The organism is Vagococcus xieshaowenii (genome assembly GCF_004792515.1).
Classification (GTDB): domain Bacteria; phylum Bacillota; class Bacilli; order Lactobacillales; family Vagococcaceae; genus Vagococcus_A; species Vagococcus_A xieshaowenii.
In genome coordinates, this window is record NZ_CP038865.1 from 143,690 (window position 1) to 160,781 (window position 17,092).

The window sequence follows — 17,092 nt, forward strand, 5'->3', positions numbered from 1 at the left end:
TAAGCTCCTAACAAGGTTTTTACTAAATGTATCGAAAAAAAGCAAAGTTGTCAAAAGAATAGGGGGAACCAACAGTGAATAGTTTTATCAAGTATTTTTTACAACGTGTCTTCTTTGGGTTGATTACATTGTGGCTAATTGCGACAGTGACATTTTTCCTAATGAAATTATTACCAGGAACACCGTATACCAATGCGGAGCGTTTGTCACCAGAAACCATTGAGATGTTAAATAAACAGGTTGGTTTAGATAAGCCGGTGATTGTGCAATATGGTATTTATTTAAAAAATTTATTACAAGGTGATTTTGGGATTTCCTTCCAGTTTAAAAATCAACCGGTTGCTAAGTTATTAGCAGGTCGTATTGGACCGTCGCTACAATTAGGGTTACAAGCGATTATTGTCGGAACGTTTGCAGGGACAATTTTAGGTATGATTGCTGCAATGAAACAAAACTCATGGGCGGATACAGGTTCAACGTTAGTCGCAATTTTAGGACGTTCGATTCCTAACTTCGTCTTTGCCGTATTATTACAATACATTTTCGCTGTGAAATTACAAGTGTTACCGATTGCTAAATGGCAAGGACTTGCGTATACGATTTTACCAACGATTGCCTTAGCAATGTCACCACTGGCCGATTCGGCACGTTTCATTAGAACGGAGATGGTGGAAGTTTTACATAGTGATTATGTAGAATTAGCACGATCTAAAGGGTTGAGTCGTTGGCAAATCGCGTTAAAACATGGCTTGCGTAACAGCTTGATTCCATTATTAACCTTATTAGGACCACTAGCGGTTGGTTTAATGACGGGTTCATTAGTAGTTGAGAATATTTTTGCCATCCCTGGTATTGGGGAACAATTTGTTAAATCGATTACGACCAATGACTACCCAACGATTATGGCAGTGACTATCTTGTATTCAGGTATGTTGATTTTTGTGATTTTATTAGTTGATTTACTTTACGGTATTGTTGATCCACGTATTCGTGTCACAGAAGGGAGTGCTAGTTAATGGAGATTAAAGCAGATAGCATTAATTATAAAGATATTGCGGCACTACCGGCTTCAGATTTTGAGATGCTAGGTGATATTGGCACGGAAGAACGAGAACTAATTACGGCACCATCATTAACCTTTTTCCAAGATTCATGGCGTCGTCTGAAGAAAAATAAAGCGGCGGTGATTTCGATTATCATTTTAGGGTTAATTGTCTTGACGTCTATTGTGACGATTTTTGTATCACCTCATGATCCCACCAAGCAAAATGTTAACTACATTAACTTGCCTCCTCGTATTCCTGGACTAAATATTAATGGTCTGAATGGTAAAGCGATGGTAGCCGGTGAATTAGTAGATAAATACGCACAAGCCAAAGTGCCAGATAATGTTCATTACTTTTTTGGTACAGATGGTTTAGGGCGTGACGTGTTATCACGTTTGTTCATGGGAACGCGTATTTCTTTATTAATTGCCTTAATTGCGGCGATGTTCGATATTATTATCGGAGTGGCATACGGTTTGATTTCAGGGCTTAAAGGTGGCCGTGTTGATAATTTGATGCAACGTTTCTTAGAAATCTTATCAGGTATTCCTAACTTGGTTGTGATGATCTTAATGTTAGTCTTGCTAAAGCCAGGTATTACCTCAATTATTGCGGCTATGGCAATTACCAACTGGATTCCAATGGCGCGTATTGTACGTGCGCAAACATTAAAATTAAAAGATCAAGAATATGTACTAGCAGCCCAAACGTTAGGGGAAAGTAAATTAAAAATTGCCTTCAAACATATTTTACCAAATATTTTGAGCGTGATTATTGTACAAATGATGTTTAGTATTCCAACAGCTATTTTCTTCGAAGCGTTCTTAAGTTTCATTGGTTTAGGTTTAACCCCACCAAGTGCGTCATTAGGAATGATGTTAAGTGATGGCTATAAGACGTTCCAATATTTACCATACTTGTTATGGATTCCAGCTGTGACGTTATCGGTTATCATGATTGGCTTTAACTTACTAGCCGATGGTTTACGCGATGCGTTTGATCCAAAAATGAAGGAGTGACAATGATGAAAAAAATTCTTGAAGTAAAGGACTTGCAAATTTCATTTGATACTTACGCCGGAAAGGTTCAAGCCATTCGTAATGTAAGTTTTGAGTTAAATGAAGGCGAAACTCTGGCGATTGTAGGGGAGTCAGGGAGTGGTAAATCTGTAACAACACGCAGTATTATGAAATTATTATCAAACAATGCGTCTATTGATAATGGTCAAATCATCTTTAATGGTGAAGATTTAGTTAATAAGACTGAAAAAGAGATGCAAAAAATTCGTGGGAAAGAAATTGCCATGATTTTCCAAGATCCTATGACCTCTCTTGATCCCACAATGCCTATCGGTAAACAAGTCGCTGAATCATTACTGATTCATACAGAAGTAAGCAAAAAAGAAGCGATGACCTCGGCGTTACGATTATTAGAAATGGTCGGGATTCCAAATGCAGAGGAACGATTAGGTCACTACCCTCACCAATTTTCTGGTGGGCAACGTCAACGGATTGTGATTGCCATCGCGTTAATCTGTAACCCACAAATCATTATTGCGGATGAACCAACTACAGCACTTGATGTGACCATTCAAGCGCAAATCTTAGAGTTGTTAAAAGACATTCAGTTAAAAATTAAGAGTGCGATTATTTTTATTACCCATGACTTAGGGGTAGTTGCCAATATTGCCGATAGAGTAGCGGTAATGTACGGTGGTAAAATTGTCGAAGTGGGTACATCAGAAGAAATTTTCTACAACCCACAACATCCTTACACTTGGGGATTATTAGGTTCTATGCCGACAATGGATGGTGGCGAGGAACGTTTATATGCGATTCCAGGTTCACCACCGGATTTGTTGAATCCGCCAAAAGGTGATGCGTTTTATCCGCGTAATGATTATGCCTTGAAAATTGATGCAGCATTACAACCACCATATTTTGAAGTGTCACCGACACATAAAGCAGCGACTTGGTTACTAGCGCCACAAGCGTCCAAAGTAACCCCACCACCAGAAATCCAAAGACGTTGGAATAAATTTAAAAAAGATCAAGAACTAGTAAAGCCAGACAGTGGAACAAATGAACCTGTTGTAGTGGATATCAAAGCAGCACGACAAAAAATGGCTTAGGAGGAAGTACTTATGACAGAAAAAGTTTTATTAGATATTAAGAATCTGAAACAGTATTTTTCAGTAGGCCGTAATGTGGTGAAAGCTATTGATGATATTAGTTTCCAAATTTTTGAAGGTGAAACCTTTGGGCTTGTAGGTGAATCAGGAAGTGGTAAATCTACAACAGGACGCTCAATTATTGGGTTGAATACACCGACAGCAGGCACGATTGAATTTGACGGTCAAGATGTGACGAAGATTAAGAGTAAGCAAGGGAAAAAAGACTTTCGTCGTGAGGTACAGATGATTTTTCAAGATCCGTATGCCTCACTTAATCCACGTATGAAAGTCCGTGATATTATTGCAGAAGGTATCGACGTGAATAAGTTAGCAGCCAACGAAGAACAGCGAAATGCTATCGTAGATGAATTGCTAGAGACAGTGGGCTTAAATCCAAGTCATGGAACGCGTTATCCGCATGAATTCTCAGGTGGACAACGTCAACGTATTGGCATTGCCCGGGCGTTAGCGGTGAAGCCAAAGTTCATTATTTGTGACGAACCAATTTCGGCGCTTGATGTATCGATTCAAGCGCAAGTCGTTAACTTGTTGCAAGATCTACAAGAAGAGCAAAAATTAACCTATTTATTCATCGCCCATGATTTATCAATGGTAAAACATATTAGTGACCGTATTGGTGTGATGCACCATGGTAAGCTATTAGAAGTGGGAACAAGTGATGAAATTTATCGTTTTGGTGTGCATCCTTATACGGAAAGTTTACTATCGGCAATTCCCTTACCTGATCCAGATTATGAACGTACGCGTACACGATTACACTATACACCTGAAACCGACGACGGTAAATCTCGTGAGATGCACGAAATCGGTGAAGGCCACTTTATCTACTGCACAGAAGAAGAAGCAATTATTTACCGTGCAAAGTTAGAACAAAAAAAACAGCAAGTATTGGTTAGCTGATAACTAGAAAAAAGCGTTGAGATTAAAAATTTCAACGCTTTTTCTTTTATCATTATTATGTAGGTAAATAAAGTAGTGATTCATAGTAACATGAATATACTGTAAAAGAGTGAAAAATAGTTTGACGTGTGCTTTATAGAGGTATAAAATAAGACTATCGATTGATAAATCGGGTTGTTAGCTCAGTTGGTAGAGCAACGGACTCTTAATCCGTGGGTCGCGGGTTCGAACCCCACACAACCCATTGGGTGCCAAACCCACGAGACAGGTAAAACCTTGGTGCGTAACGCATTTCGAAAAGGTTTTGCGCTGTCTCATTTTTTTTTGCTAAAATTAACCATAAGCGCTATTTTTGCATAAAAAAATACCTCTCAGTTAAACTAAGAGGTAAGGAGATTTTTTATTTACTTTGGAGGAGTAAATAATGAAAAAAGTTTTGTTAGGGTTGTTTATTGGTATGTATATAATATAACGTTTAAATGTGAAGAAACTGTGAAAAAAAAGAATATAAATAGTGAAGATTTATAGAAATAAAATTTCAATTCAGTTATTTTATTATAAAAACTCTAGGAGGCGATAGATAATGACGAAAAGAATTGGCTTGATTGGTATAGGAAATATTTCTCAAAAGGCTTATATGCCAGTTGTTCAAACGCTAGTGGATGTCGAATGGGTATTGTACTCGCGTAAAGAAGATTCCTTGAATGATTTGAGACATCGTTACAATATTAGTGAAGGATATACTAATATAGAAGAATTAATTGACAGTAAGTTAGATGCTTGTTTTGTACAAACACCGACGTCTACTCATTATAAAATAGTCAAACAGCTATTAAATGCGGGCATTTCGGTATTTGTTGATAAGCCGATTTCAGAAGAAATAGAAGAAACACAAGAATTGTTAACTCTTGCTAAACAAAAAAAATTATTGTTATTTATTGGGTTTAACAGACGATATGCGCCTAGAATAGCAGCACTTGCGCAAGAGCAGATAGAGAATTATCATGTAACAAGCATCAAACATCGGATTAATCAACCAAAACCTGTTAAATTTGCGTTGTATGATTTGTTTATTCATCCACTAGACACGTGTCTATACTTCATGAATAGCTCTCATGTGTCAATTGTGTCAGTCGATGCACAAGTTGTAGAGGGAGATTTATACTATATTTCGGTTCAGTTAACTGATGGGCAGCATCATGCAACAGTTGCTATGAATCTTGTGTCAGGAGCGAATCGTGAACTATTAGAGTTGGGTTCCCCTGAAAAGACCGTCGTAATCGAAAACTTGGAAAAGGCGACCGTATATACGGGGACACATCAACAAGTTCAGCCGTTTTCTGATTGGGATACCACATTATACAAACGAGGGTTTGAGCCAATGATCGAGGACTTTTTATTGTCATTAGATAAAGGCGAGTTATCCGATGGTCAGTCTCATACATTAGAGACGCACTTAGTCTTAGAAGAAATTTTGAATCGTATCATGATATAATTGTTTAATGAAAAGGTGGTAGCACACGACATGCTACCACCTTTTTTTAATTTTCTTTATACCAGACGTCCTGATAGGTGGCTTCACGGCTGAAGACTTTCTTGACATAAGGACACGTAGGGAAGATAAGTAGCTTATTTTCTCGTGCATAAGTGACTAAGGCATCAACTAAGCGTAAGCCAAGGTCTTGCCCGCGGTAAGTTTCTTCTATAAAAGTATGGTTGGCTTCGATAATAGTAGCTGTGTATGGGGTGAAGGTAATTTCGCCTATTTTTTCGTTATGATGGATAAGATGAAACGCATGTTCTGTGGCATTGATTTCCATTCGTGCGACCTCCTTAATGATAGTTATTAGATGACTTAATTCTAATATAGAAGCAATCAATAGTCTAAATTAATGAATTAAAGATAAAAAATTTCTTCTTTTTAATAAAAATGTTGAAATTTTATTTCATAGAGGTTATAATCATAAATGAAAGCGGTTGAAAAAGGGGGTACGACATGCTAGGTTTTTCGATTTTTTTTAGTGAGGCGATAGATTCAGAAACAGAAAACTATATAAAGAAAATGAAAGCAGCTGGTTTTGAAGGCGTGTTTTCATCACTACATATCCCAGAAGATGACACAAGCACTTATAAAGAAAAGCTACAAACATTAGGTAATATGTTGAAGAAATATCAATTGAATTTAATGGTAGATATTTCTACGTTAGGATTAAAGGCGTTAGGATACGATATTCAATCAAAAGAAGATATTGAAGCAATTAAGGCCTTAGGGATTACGGGCTTACGTATGGATTATGGTATTTCGTTTGACGTAATTGCGCAATTATCACAGTGGATCACCGTTAGTTTAAATGCTAGTACGTTGACGGTTGAAGAAGTAGCTTATTTGAAGGAACAGGGCGCTAACTTTTCTAATTTAGAATTATGGCATAATTATTATCCAAGAGTAGAGACCGGTCTAGCGATGGAAACATTCAAACAAAAAAATGAGTTGTTCCATCATTTAGGCTTAAAAATTTGTGCGTTTGTACCTGGTGATCATCAGTTGAGAGGTCCGTTATTTGAAGGCTTACCAACCGTTGAAGATCACCGTTATCAAGCCCCGTTAGTTAGTACAGTGTCGTTATTAGACGCGGGTTATGTTTCAGATGTTTATATTGGAGATCCAGGAATTAAAGAAGCAACCATGACACAATTTTTTGATTATTTCAAACAACAGCGCGTGTCATTAAAAGTAGAAGTTCTAGATGCGACACATGAACGTTTATTTATTGGTACGCATACGAATCGAGTTGATGACGCTAGAGATGTTATTAGAAGTCAGGAAGCAAGATTCAAAGAATTACCCATTATTGAGCCGCACAAGACACTTGTCAGAACCAAAGGGAGCGTCACATTAGATAATGAAAAATATGGGCGCTACAAAGGGGAATTGCAACTAACGAAAGTTGATTTGCCATTAGACGAGCGAGTAAATGTTGTGGCAAGAGTCATCGAAGAAGATCAAGCATTAATTAAAGTTATTAAACCAGGCATGAGCTATCGACTGGTTAATTATAAAGGAGCGTAACAAATAAGATGAATTTAGAGAATTTAACAACAGAAAGAAGAAATCAAAAAACAACTGGACTTGACGAAATGTCAATTCGCGATATTTTAACTATCATGAACGAAGAAGACGCAAAAGTACCTGCGGCGATTAATGAAAGTTTAGATCAAATTGAAGCAGTCATTGAAAAAATCGTTGAATCATTTGCTAAAGGTGGTCGTTTAATCTACATCGGTGCTGGGACAAGTGGTCGTTTAGGTATTTTAGATGCGGCTGAATGTGTGCCAACTTTTGGAACAGAGCCAGAAATGGTTCAAGGATTAATTGCAGGTGGCATGAAAGCCATGACGGTCGCTGTTGAAGGGGCTGAAGATTCAGAAAGCTTAGCTAAAGAAGATTTAGCTGCCATCAACTTGACGGATAAAGATATCGTTGTTGGTATCGCAGCAAGTGGTCGTACCCCTTATGTTGTGGGTGGTTTAGAATACGCAAAAGAAGTTGGCGCAACAAGAGCCTCAATATCATGTAATAAACAAGCAGTCATTAGTCAGTACGCTGCTTATCCAATCGAAGTTGAAGTAGGTCCAGAGATTTTAACAGGCTCAACACGCTTGAAATCAGGAACAGCTCAAAAACTAATCTTAAACATGTTATCAACAGTTTCAATGATTGGTATTGGAAAAGTCTACAAAAACTTGATGGTCGATGTTCGTCCAACCAATGAAAAATTAGTAGAACGTGCCAAACGTATTATTATGGAAGCAACGGAATGTGACTATGCCCTAGCAGAAAAAACATTCACTGAATCAGGTGAAGATGTGAAGTTAGCCATTGTCATGATTTTAACAAACAGTGACAAAGAAACAGCAGCAAGTAAGTTAGTAGCGTCAAATGGATTTGTTAGAGAAGCAGCCAATTAAAAAGGAGGAAACATAATGTCTGATAAAGTTAATGGGATTGCAACAGGTATTTATGAAAACGTTGGCGGTAAAGAAAACGTCAATAAAGTGGCACATTGTATGACACGTGTTCGTATGGAAATTAAAGATTACGATAAAGTGAATCTTGAGGCGTTAAAAGCAGTGCCAGGTGTTTTAGGTGTTGTAGAAGATGATACGTTACAAGTTGTCGTAGGACCTGGAACGGTTAATAAAGTGGCTCAAAAAATGGTCGATATGGCAGGCGTTAATCTAGGAGATGTTTTCCCAGAAAACATGGCAAATGGCTCGTCAGCCAAAGATGCTGTTGAACAAAAAGCAAACGAAATGAAAGCACAAGTTAAAAAGAAAAATCAAAAACCATGGTCAAAAGCACTTAAATCAATTGCTAATATCTTTGTTCCATTGATTCCAGCTTTTGTTGGTGCCGGAATTATTGGAGGCATTGCGTCAATCATTAACAATATGCTAAAAGCAGGTACGATTGATGGTGCTGCTTGGATGAATATTGCTTCTGTATGTGCGATTATTCAAAGTGGTGTGTTTTCTTACTTAGTGATTTATGTCGGGATTAATGCTGCCAAGGAATTTGGTGCGTCACCAAGCTTAGGTGGTGTTATTGGTGGAGTGACGATGTTAACAGGTATGAATGTAGATGCACCGTTAACGAATATTTTTACCGGTCAACCATTAGCAGCTGGTCAAGGTGGTGTGATTGGGGTTATCTTCGCTGTTTGGTTAATGTCATTCATTGAAAAATGGTTAAGAAAACGTGTCTGGGAATCCGTGGATATTATTGTAACACCAACTATTACATTATTAATTATGGGATTATTAACGATTTTCTTCATTATGCCAATCGCAGGGGCTGTTTCTAATTCATTAGTAGGCGCTCTAAATTGGGTATTAGACATTGGTGGTCCGGTATCTGGCTTTATTCTAGGTGTCGCTTTCTTGCCAATGGTAATGTTTGGGTTACACCAAATTTTAACACCGATTCATTTAGAAATGATTGCTCAAACAGGTTCAACGTTATTATTACCTATTTTAGCAATGGCAGGCGCTGGTCAAGTAGGGGCAGCATTTGCTTTATGGTTCAGATGTCGTCAAAACAAACAATTACGTGAAATGATTAAAGGTGCGTTACCGGTTGGTATTTTAGGTATCGGTGAACCGTTAATTTACGGTGTGACATTACCTTTAGGTCGTCCATTTATTACAGCATGTTTAGGTGGAGGAATTGGTGGTGCTGTCTTAGGCTTCTTAGGTAATATTGGGGCAACATCAGTTGGACCAAGTGGTGTCGCGTTAATTCCATTAATTGCTAATGGTAAATGGTTTGGCTATGTTTTAGGTCTACTAGGTGCTTATGTAGGTGGCTTTATCTTTACTTATTTCTTTGGAACAAACGAAGCTATTCGTAAGGGAGAAGCTAACTAATGAAACAAGCAGTAATTTTTGATGTCGATGGGGTCATCTTGAATTCTGAAGTTTTTTATCAGCAACGTCGCAAGCAGTTCTTTCAAACAAAAGGTATCACGTTAAGTGAAGAAGACAATCAAGCATTTATTGGTTCCAATCCTAAAGCAATGATGCGTCATTTATTCCCAAATGATCCAAATATGCAAGAAAAAATGAGAGAAGAGTATCTTACTTTTTCTAAAGGGTTAGTCTATGATACACGTGAATTATTGAATCCTGACGTCAATGTAGTATTACCACAGCTTCAAGCAAAAGGGATTAGATTAGCGATTGCTTCATCTGGTAGTCCTGAAGGGATTCATAAGATGTTAGTGGCTAATGACTTGCTTAATTATTTTGAGTTAGTCGTCAGTGGTGAGATGTTTGAAGAATCTAAACCAAATCCTCAAATTTATCGCTATACTATTGATCAGTTAGGTTTGAAAGAAGAGGCGTGTCTAGTTGTTGAAGATTCAACGCTAGGCATTAGGGCGGCTAAAGCAGCAGGATTAGAAGTATTGGCTTTAGTACAACGTGATTATGAAGTGGATCAACAATTAGCCGATGCGAGAATTCAATCGCTTAATGATGTGTTAGAATATTTATAAAAGTAGAGAGAAATACGATATAATGTAGCTAAACATTATATCGTATTTTTTCTATAAGAACGGGAGGGACAAAATGGAAGGGAAAATGCTTGAGAATCGTATTCATAATTTAATACCATCGCTATCAAAAGCAGAACAAAAAATTGCGACATACGTACTAAATTATCCAGAAAAAGTCATTACCATGACAGCCAGTCAGTTAGCACAAGCGTCTGAAACGAGTCCTGCTACCGTTATACGCTTTTGTCGCTCAGTTGGGATTGAAAGCTATACGGAATTAAAAGTTAAATTATCTGCAGAAATTTCCAAGCCACAACAAGTTAGTTATTCAGATATTACCCCTAATGAAAGTATTAGTGAAATTAAGGAAAAGTTATTGAGTAATGCCAATCATACGCTGAATGAGACGGTTCACTTTTTAGAAGATGAGGTAGTCGAACAAGTGGCAGAAGCTATCTATCAGGCGGAGGTCGTGTACGTGTACGGTATAGGGGCGTCTTTTTTAGTGGCAGAGAATATCGCACAAAAGTTTAACCGCATAGGAAAACTAACCATGGCTATGGTGGATCATCAGTTATTACTAGCGACGATGGCAGCAGGACCTAGTAATAGCTTATTAATTGGCGTATCAAATTTAGGAGAAACAAAAGAAGTCGTCCAATTAGTTAAGATTGCCCAACAATACAATCTAACAACTGTTGGCCTATCACAATTTGGGCAAAACAGTTTGAATCAAGCTGTGGATTTATCTATTAAAATTTTTAAGGCAAAAGAAACAGAACAACGAAGTGCCGCGACAAGTTCGCTGTTGAATCAATTTATGGCGGTGGATGTATTATTTTACACCTTTATCTCAAAATTCCATCATGAATATTCTGATAATATTATCAATTCCAAGCACATTATTGAGACATTTAAAGCCACACAATAAGCAAAAAAACAGGCTCTTTGTCAAATTGGACTGATGAGTAATTTTAGCCAACCATGAAAATGGAGAAAACATTCTCTGATTTCATGGTTTTTTGTTATTTAATGATTAACTTCTATCAAACCTTCGGTTAAAAAGATTCTAATCCTCATATTGCTGAAAGATTTGAATCCATAAGAAACTCGTTTTAATGTTTTGATGTGTGTATTCTTTGCTTCAATCTTCCCATTTGAATAGGGATGTATTAAAGCATTGGTAATTTCTTCTTGATGACGTATCAGGTTTTGTACTTGTCCTTTAAACTCTTCATCTAATTCATCTGGTAAAGTATTCAATAATTCAAAGAATCGTTCATATTCTTTTCTTCTAAATGAATCTAATAAATCATGGAAGTAGCCATAGGCTAATTTTAGAGGTTCGGAAAAATCTAATAACCGATCAATCATCATCTGTTCGGTCAAATAAGGATACTTATTTGACCGAAAGCTCGGCCATCTTTTGTATTCAGAGATATTAATGTCTAATCTATTTTTAAGTAGGAAGCGCCAATTTTTCTTAAGTTTACTTGCTTCTACTTTATGTCCCGATGCCTTGAGTTTTTTCATTTCCCATACTCTGAAACTATTAAAGGCTTCATTCAAATGTTTAACAATATGAAAACGATCAATGATTAATTCAGCATTTGGAAAGATATCCTTCACTAATTGGAAATAAGCCGCATTCATATCTGTCACAAGGTATTTTACTTTAAAACGTTCTTCATCTGGATAACCATTAAAGTGAGGCATGAGATAATTTAATCGTCTACTTTCCAATATTTCTACTAATCGCCCTGAATTGCCATCAGCACAAATAAAACTCATAGAGTCTTCTATGGCTGTATGCGAACGGAATTCATCAACCATTAAAACCTCAGGCAACCAACGGTTTTTTGGGCTAGGAAGGTAAGTTTCTAACGATTTTAATACCTGAATCACTTTACTTATTGAAACACTACATAATTTAGCAATTAGTTTTAGAGATATTCTTTCACCTAATAACTCAATAATTTTGCCTTCAATTATCCTTGAAACATTGTGACAAGGTTTAACTAAATCAATTTGAGCAGTCCAGTGCTTATTACAGTTGCGACAACGATAGCGTTGCTTAGATAGCTTCATAGAGACAATTCCTGTGTTCTCATGTGTTAATAGAATCTCTACTTCTTTAGAACCATTCTTAACAATAACGTACTTGCCGTCGCATTCTCTTGGAGAAGAGTCACAATTAGGGCAAGCTATCGTTTTAGGTTTATAGCTCGCTTTTATAATTTTCGCAGGCTTATTACGATAGGTTCCTTCGGAAACACTAGAAATTGTTAGATTAGAGTCTTCAATTCCATAAATTTTTTTGATATCATTAATCATAGCATATCGCTCCTTTTGTTTGTTTTGTGTGGTAACTTAATTTTAACAAAAGGCGATATGTTTTTTTAAGATTAAATACAAAAATAGGGCTGAAGAAGGAATAAACCTTCATCAGTCCTATTTATTATAGAGCCAAAAAACAAGAAGGCTACCGCTAAAAGGTGATCTTCTTGTTTTTTTGTCGACTTCTTTTCGTGATAGTAGAAAAATTTGTTATAATAGAAGGATAATATTTGGTCGATAAGAGGAGGTTCTTCGTGTGAAGTTTTTACATACAGGTGATTGGCATATTGGCAAAAAGATAAAAGGTTACGCATTGTTGGAAGAACAAGAGGATGCGTTTCAACAAGTATTGGCTATTTCAGAAAAGCATGCGGTAGATGCAGTGGTTATTGCAGGTGATTTGTATGATCGAAGTGTGCCCTCGGTTGAAGCCATTGAATTGTTTAATGAGATGATTCAAACGATTAACTTAAAAAAACAGTTACCTTTATTAGCAGTTTCTGGCAATCACGACAGTGCGGTACGCTTGGAAGCAGGTGGTCCGTGGTATCAAGCGACCCACTTTCATTTGAATACACGATTATCTCAAGCCTTTCAACCGGTTATCATTGAGAAGACGCAGTTCTTTTTATTACCGTACTTTGAACCGTTTGAAGCGCGTCAATACTTTAATGATGACACGATTAAGACGATTCAAATAGCCATGGAGCGAGTGGTAGAAGAGATGACCAAATCTTTTCTTCCAGACTATCAGCAAGTGTTGGTGGCGCATTTCTTTGCAGCAGGTAGTGAACGTTCTGATTCAGAAACATCGGTAACCGTAGGAGGACTCGACAATGTGTCGGTGAGTCTATTAGAAGATCATTTTGATTATGTGGCCTTGGGACATTTGCACAATCGACATGCTTTAAAAAACGAAACAGTAAAGTATAGTGGCACACTGTTGAAGTATTCATTGTCTGAAGTGAATCAGACAAAAGGGGTGTGGATTGTCACGATGGAGGACGGTCAGGTATCGGTAGCATTTGAATCTATTCAACCTTTGCGAGATGTTTCTATAGTGGAAGGCTCATTTAGTGAGTTATTGTCACCAGAAGTTTATCAACAGGTGAACCGTGATGATTATATTGGGATTCGTTTGACTGATCGAGAAGTCATTCCTAATGTGATGAACCAATTGTCCAGCGTTTATCCGAAAATTATTCAGTTAGAACGAGTGAACGGACGTGAGCATCAAACCGTTAGTAATATGAGTCAGGAAGAATTACAGCAACAAGACCCGCTTACGTTGTTTACAAAATTCTTTGAAGAGATGACCGATGGCCCGATGAGCCAAGTACAAGCCGACTACTTATTGGCAACCATTCAATCAGCGAATAAGGAGGAGAACTAGAATGAAGCCTATTCGATTAGAAATGCAAAATTTTGGTCCTTATCGTTATGAAACGATTGATTTTTCAATATTTTCGGAGACACCGTTATTTTTGATTAGTGGTAAGACAGGATCAGGTAAGACGACGATTTTTGATGGTATGTGTTACGCCTTATATGGTCAGACAACGGGTGGCATGCGTGAAGCCCAAGAGATGCGCTCTAACTTCGCTGATGCGAGTCGTCCAACGCGTGTCGTATTTGTCTTTGAACATCAAGGGACTCATTACGAAGTGGCACGAGAGCCTAAGCAATTATTGGCTAAGAAAAAAGGCAACGGCATGACAGAAAAAGGAGCAAAAGTTTCTTTTTCACAGTTAAACGATCAAGGCGAACCTATTAATCAGCTAACGAAGATTAATGAAGTCACTCAGGCCATTGATGAATTATTACATCTAAATGCCACCCAGTTTACGCAAATTATTTTATTACCTCAAGGAGAATTTCGTCGTTTCTTAAATGCGGATAGTGATGCTAAAGAAGTGGTATTAAGACGCTTATTTAGTACACGTTTTTATCATGTTTTAGCTGATAAGTTGAAGCAAGTTAAAAAAGAAGAAAACAAACGGCTAGAAAAAGAAGAACAAGAACTTGAATGGCTGTTTGGCCAACTGAATTTAGATGATCAGTTCCAACAACGCTTTACAGATATTCCGGCTATCACGGAACGCTTGCCGTTAATTTTGGAACAAAATGCGGTCTTTAAACAGCAAGGTGATGATGTTGCGCAACAGGTTCAACAACTTGAACGTGAACGTCAGCTAATTGAGCAACAATTGCATGATGCTGAACAGTTAGCCGAACGCTTCGCTGAACAAGCGCAATTGACGCATTCATTAGAGGTGTTGACACAGCAACAGGGTGATATCGATACCTTAAAACAAGAAGTGCTATATTGGGAATGGCTGGACAAACAACAGCCAAATATTCGACAACTACATAAAGAACAAGCCTTTTTAACCCAGAGTGAACAGATATATGAAGAGTCACTAAAAGCGGTGACAGTTGTCGTAAGTGAGTTAGCACAAGCCGAACAAAGATTAAAAGAGCTAGAAGTCCAAGAAATAAATAAATTAGCCGTCAAAGAACAAGTGGCGACTATTGATCGTTTTTTGCCCAAGTTATTGGAATTAAGGGCTATCCATGCGCAACAAAAAGAGCAACAAAACGCTTTGCAACTACTACAAGAGGCGTATCAAACAGCTGAACAGCATCACCGTCAATTGTTAGAACAACAAGAAATTCATCAAACAGAAGTAGCAAAAGAAAGTGCCTTACGCCAGAAGTTGGCAGAAGTTAAAGAACAAGCGACTGCTTTAAGACTACAAGTCAGTGAATGGGAACGACTGAGTCAACAAGTCTCATCCTATGTGTTGTTAATGGCGCAATTAGCGCAACAAACCATTCAATTAAAAGAGGATAGAGAACAGTCCCAACAAGCACAACAACATTATCAGCAAAAAAAATCAGAAGCAGCTAAACGTCAAATTGCCCGTTTAAGTTTGGATTTAATTCCAGGAGAAGCCTGCCCAGTTTGCGGTAGTTTGGAACATCCGATACCACATGATGGCACGGATTGGTCAGTAGAGGCGATTATCGAAGCCGAGCAAGCCAGTGAACAAGCTGAACAAGCCTATTTAGCTAAAGAAAGACAAGCAGCGAGTACAGAGCAACTTGTCAATGAGTATCAAAAACAACAAGCTGAACAGCTCAAACTATTACAAGGAAGTTGGCAATCACTGTTACCGACACAAGCTTGTCCAATGGATTGGACAAATGTTTCGTCATTAATAGCGAGTAAACAGGCAAAATGTGTACTTGAACAAACAGCAATCACAACTGAAATGGAAGAAATTAGCCAGCAGTTAGATAAAATAGAACAATTAAAAAAAGCTTTGGTAGCCGAACAAGAAGTCATCGCGCAACATGACGCGTTGATACAGGACAATCAAGCACAACAACAGCCAATTATCCAAAGTTTAACGAAACTTGAAGGACAGGAAGCCCAATTAATAAAAGAAGTACCTGAAGATTGGCAAACCAAAGATTATCAAGCACAACGCGATGTGTTGCAAACGGAATGGGAAGATTGGCAAGTGGCCTATCAGCAAGCCCAACAAACGTATCAAGCACTTAAAGAGCAGCAAGTGAGTGCTAAAGAAAAGGAAAAACATCAACAGGCGCAGTTAATCAATGCACAAGAACGCTTGCGTGATAGTCAAAACGAGGTGACGCGTGCGATTGAACAGAGCGGATTTGATAAGACCTTATCAGAACTACTACAAGATGAAGCAGAGTTATTGAAGTTAGAAACGGCTAAAGCAACCATTGATGAGTATGAACAAACAAAACAAAAACAAACGATTTTATTAGAACAATTGACGCAATCTTTAGCCAATCGCACATATCCTGATGTGGCGATATGTCGCAAGAAACAGCAAGACAATCAAGCGGCATTAGCTAAGCAACAACAATTAGCTAGTGTGGCACAACAAGCCATTCAGCACAATCAACAAATTTACCAAAAGATTGACACCCAGCATCAACAGTTAAAAAATGACTGGGAACATTTGGCAGAATTAACGACATTAGCGGATGTGGCGAATGGTGACGGTCGTTATAAATTAAGTGTCGAACGTTATGTCTTACAAATTTATTTCTTAGAAACATTGAAGGTTGCCAATCAAAAATTAAGAAAACTAACAAATGATCGCTATAGCTTTGAACTGGAAGAGAATTTTGGCACGTATGGTAAAAATACTGGGTTAGAATTAAATGTTTATGACGATAATGTAGGGGCCTCTAGAAGTGTAACGACCTTATCTGGTGGTGAGAGTTTTGTAGCGGCCTTATCACTTTCACTTGCATTAGGTGAAGTCATGCAAGCACAAGCAGGTGGTATTCGTGTGGATGCGCTCTTTATTGACGAAGGGTTTGGTTCGCTGGATGAAGATTCTCTGGAAATGGCGATTGAAGCATTGGAACTAGTAGAGAGTAAAGGACGCATGATAGGGATTATTAGTCATGTGAAAGAATTGAAAGAACGAATTCCCCAACAAATCCAAGTAGTAGCCGGTGGAGTGGGCGAAAGTCATATTAAGTATCAATTACAAGAAGGGTAGCGATGA

General features: G+C 37.8%; 14 protein-coding genes and 1 tRNA gene. 13 read left to right on the forward strand and 2 right to left on the reverse strand.

Annotation, left to right across the window (positions count from 1 at the left end; all coding sequences use genetic code 11):
* Nucleotides 1-74 precede the first annotated feature (74 nt).
* From opp3b to E4Z98_RS00680, 6 genes are all read left to right on the forward strand, one after another.
* A complete protein-coding gene (gene opp3b, locus E4Z98_RS00655) occupies nt 75-1,016 on the forward strand; it encodes an oligopeptide ABC transporter permease (RefSeq protein ID WP_135254883.1) in 942 nt (313 codons plus the stop codon).
* Nucleotides 1,016-2,065: an oligopeptide ABC transporter permease gene (opp3C, locus tag E4Z98_RS00660; RefSeq protein WP_135254884.1), complete on the forward strand. Its 1,050-nt coding sequence runs from the start codon at nt 1,016-1,018 to the stop codon at nt 2,063-2,065. The genes opp3b and opp3C overlap by 1 nt, the downstream gene beginning before the upstream one ends.
* 5 nt (nt 2,066-2,070) lie before the next feature.
* A complete protein-coding gene (locus E4Z98_RS00665) occupies nt 2,071-3,177 on the forward strand; it encodes an ABC transporter ATP-binding protein (RefSeq protein WP_135254885.1) in 1,107 nt (368 codons plus the stop codon).
* Between the two features lie 12 nt (nt 3,178-3,189).
* Nucleotides 3,190-4,140 (forward strand): ABC transporter ATP-binding protein, encoded by a 951-nt coding sequence (locus E4Z98_RS00670; RefSeq protein ID WP_135254886.1) that lies wholly within the window; start codon nt 3,190-3,192, stop codon nt 4,138-4,140.
* Nucleotides 4,141-4,311: 171 nt separating this feature from the next.
* A tRNA-Lys gene (locus tag E4Z98_RS00675) sits at nt 4,312-4,384 on the forward strand.
* A gap of 339 nt (nt 4,385-4,723) precedes the next feature.
* Nucleotides 4,724-5,635, forward strand: a complete 912-nt coding sequence (locus E4Z98_RS00680; protein WP_135254887.1) for a Gfo/Idh/MocA family protein — start codon at nt 4,724-4,726, stop codon at nt 5,633-5,635.
* A gap of 46 nt (nt 5,636-5,681) precedes the next feature.
* Here E4Z98_RS00680 and E4Z98_RS00685 read toward each other — a convergent pair whose 3' ends face one another.
* Nucleotides 5,682-5,960 carry a GNAT family N-acetyltransferase gene (locus E4Z98_RS00685; protein ID WP_135254888.1) on the reverse strand — a complete coding sequence of 93 codons (279 nt, stop codon included), beginning with the start codon at nt 5,958-5,960 and terminating at the stop codon, nt 5,682-5,684.
* A 176-nt stretch (nt 5,961-6,136) separates the two neighbouring features.
* Between E4Z98_RS00685 and E4Z98_RS00690 the strand changes: the two genes are divergently transcribed.
* The 5 genes from E4Z98_RS00690 (at nt 6,137) to E4Z98_RS00710 (ending at nt 11,127) form a co-directional block, all read left to right on the forward strand.
* Nucleotides 6,137-7,210 (forward strand): DUF871 domain-containing protein, encoded by a 1,074-nt coding sequence (locus E4Z98_RS00690; RefSeq protein ID WP_135254889.1) that lies wholly within the window; start codon nt 6,137-6,139, stop codon nt 7,208-7,210.
* A gap of 8 nt (nt 7,211-7,218) precedes the next feature.
* On the forward strand, nt 7,219-8,109 hold the full coding sequence (gene murQ, locus E4Z98_RS00695; protein ID WP_135254890.1) for an N-acetylmuramic acid 6-phosphate etherase: 891 nt from the start codon (nt 7,219-7,221) through the stop codon (nt 8,107-8,109).
* A 12-nt stretch (nt 8,110-8,121) separates the two neighbouring features.
* Nucleotides 8,122-9,567 carry a PTS transporter subunit EIIC gene (locus E4Z98_RS00700; RefSeq protein WP_209316313.1) on the forward strand — a complete coding sequence of 482 codons (1,446 nt, stop codon included), beginning with the start codon at nt 8,122-8,124 and terminating at the stop codon, nt 9,565-9,567.
* Nucleotides 9,567-10,196 (forward strand): HAD family hydrolase, encoded by a 630-nt coding sequence (locus tag E4Z98_RS00705; RefSeq protein WP_135254892.1) that lies wholly within the window; start codon nt 9,567-9,569, stop codon nt 10,194-10,196. The genes E4Z98_RS00700 and E4Z98_RS00705 overlap by 1 nt, the downstream gene beginning before the upstream one ends.
* Nucleotides 10,197-10,269: 73 nt before the next feature.
* Nucleotides 10,270-11,127, forward strand: coding sequence for a MurR/RpiR family transcriptional regulator (locus E4Z98_RS00710; protein WP_135254893.1), 858 nt, complete (start codon nt 10,270-10,272; stop codon nt 11,125-11,127).
* A gap of 98 nt (nt 11,128-11,225) precedes the next feature.
* On the opposite strand, the gene E4Z98_RS00715 is transcribed toward E4Z98_RS00710, so the two are convergent.
* Nucleotides 11,226-12,530, reverse strand: coding sequence for an ISL3 family transposase (locus tag E4Z98_RS00715; protein ID WP_135961154.1), 1,305 nt, complete (start codon nt 12,528-12,530; stop codon nt 11,226-11,228).
* A gap of 259 nt (nt 12,531-12,789) precedes the next feature.
* On the opposite strand from E4Z98_RS00715, the gene E4Z98_RS00720 reads away from it, so the two are divergent.
* Together E4Z98_RS00720 and E4Z98_RS00725 are read left to right on the forward strand one after the other, a co-directional pair.
* Nucleotides 12,790-13,926 carry an exonuclease SbcCD subunit D gene (locus E4Z98_RS00720; protein WP_135254421.1) on the forward strand — a complete coding sequence of 379 codons (1,137 nt, stop codon included), beginning with the start codon at nt 12,790-12,792 and terminating at the stop codon, nt 13,924-13,926.
* A gap of 1 nt (nt 13,927) precedes the next feature.
* Nucleotides 13,928-17,086 carry an AAA family ATPase gene (locus E4Z98_RS00725; protein ID WP_135254420.1) on the forward strand — a complete coding sequence of 1,053 codons (3,159 nt, stop codon included), beginning with the start codon at nt 13,928-13,930 and terminating at the stop codon, nt 17,084-17,086.
* Nucleotides 17,087-17,092 lie beyond the last annotated feature (6 nt).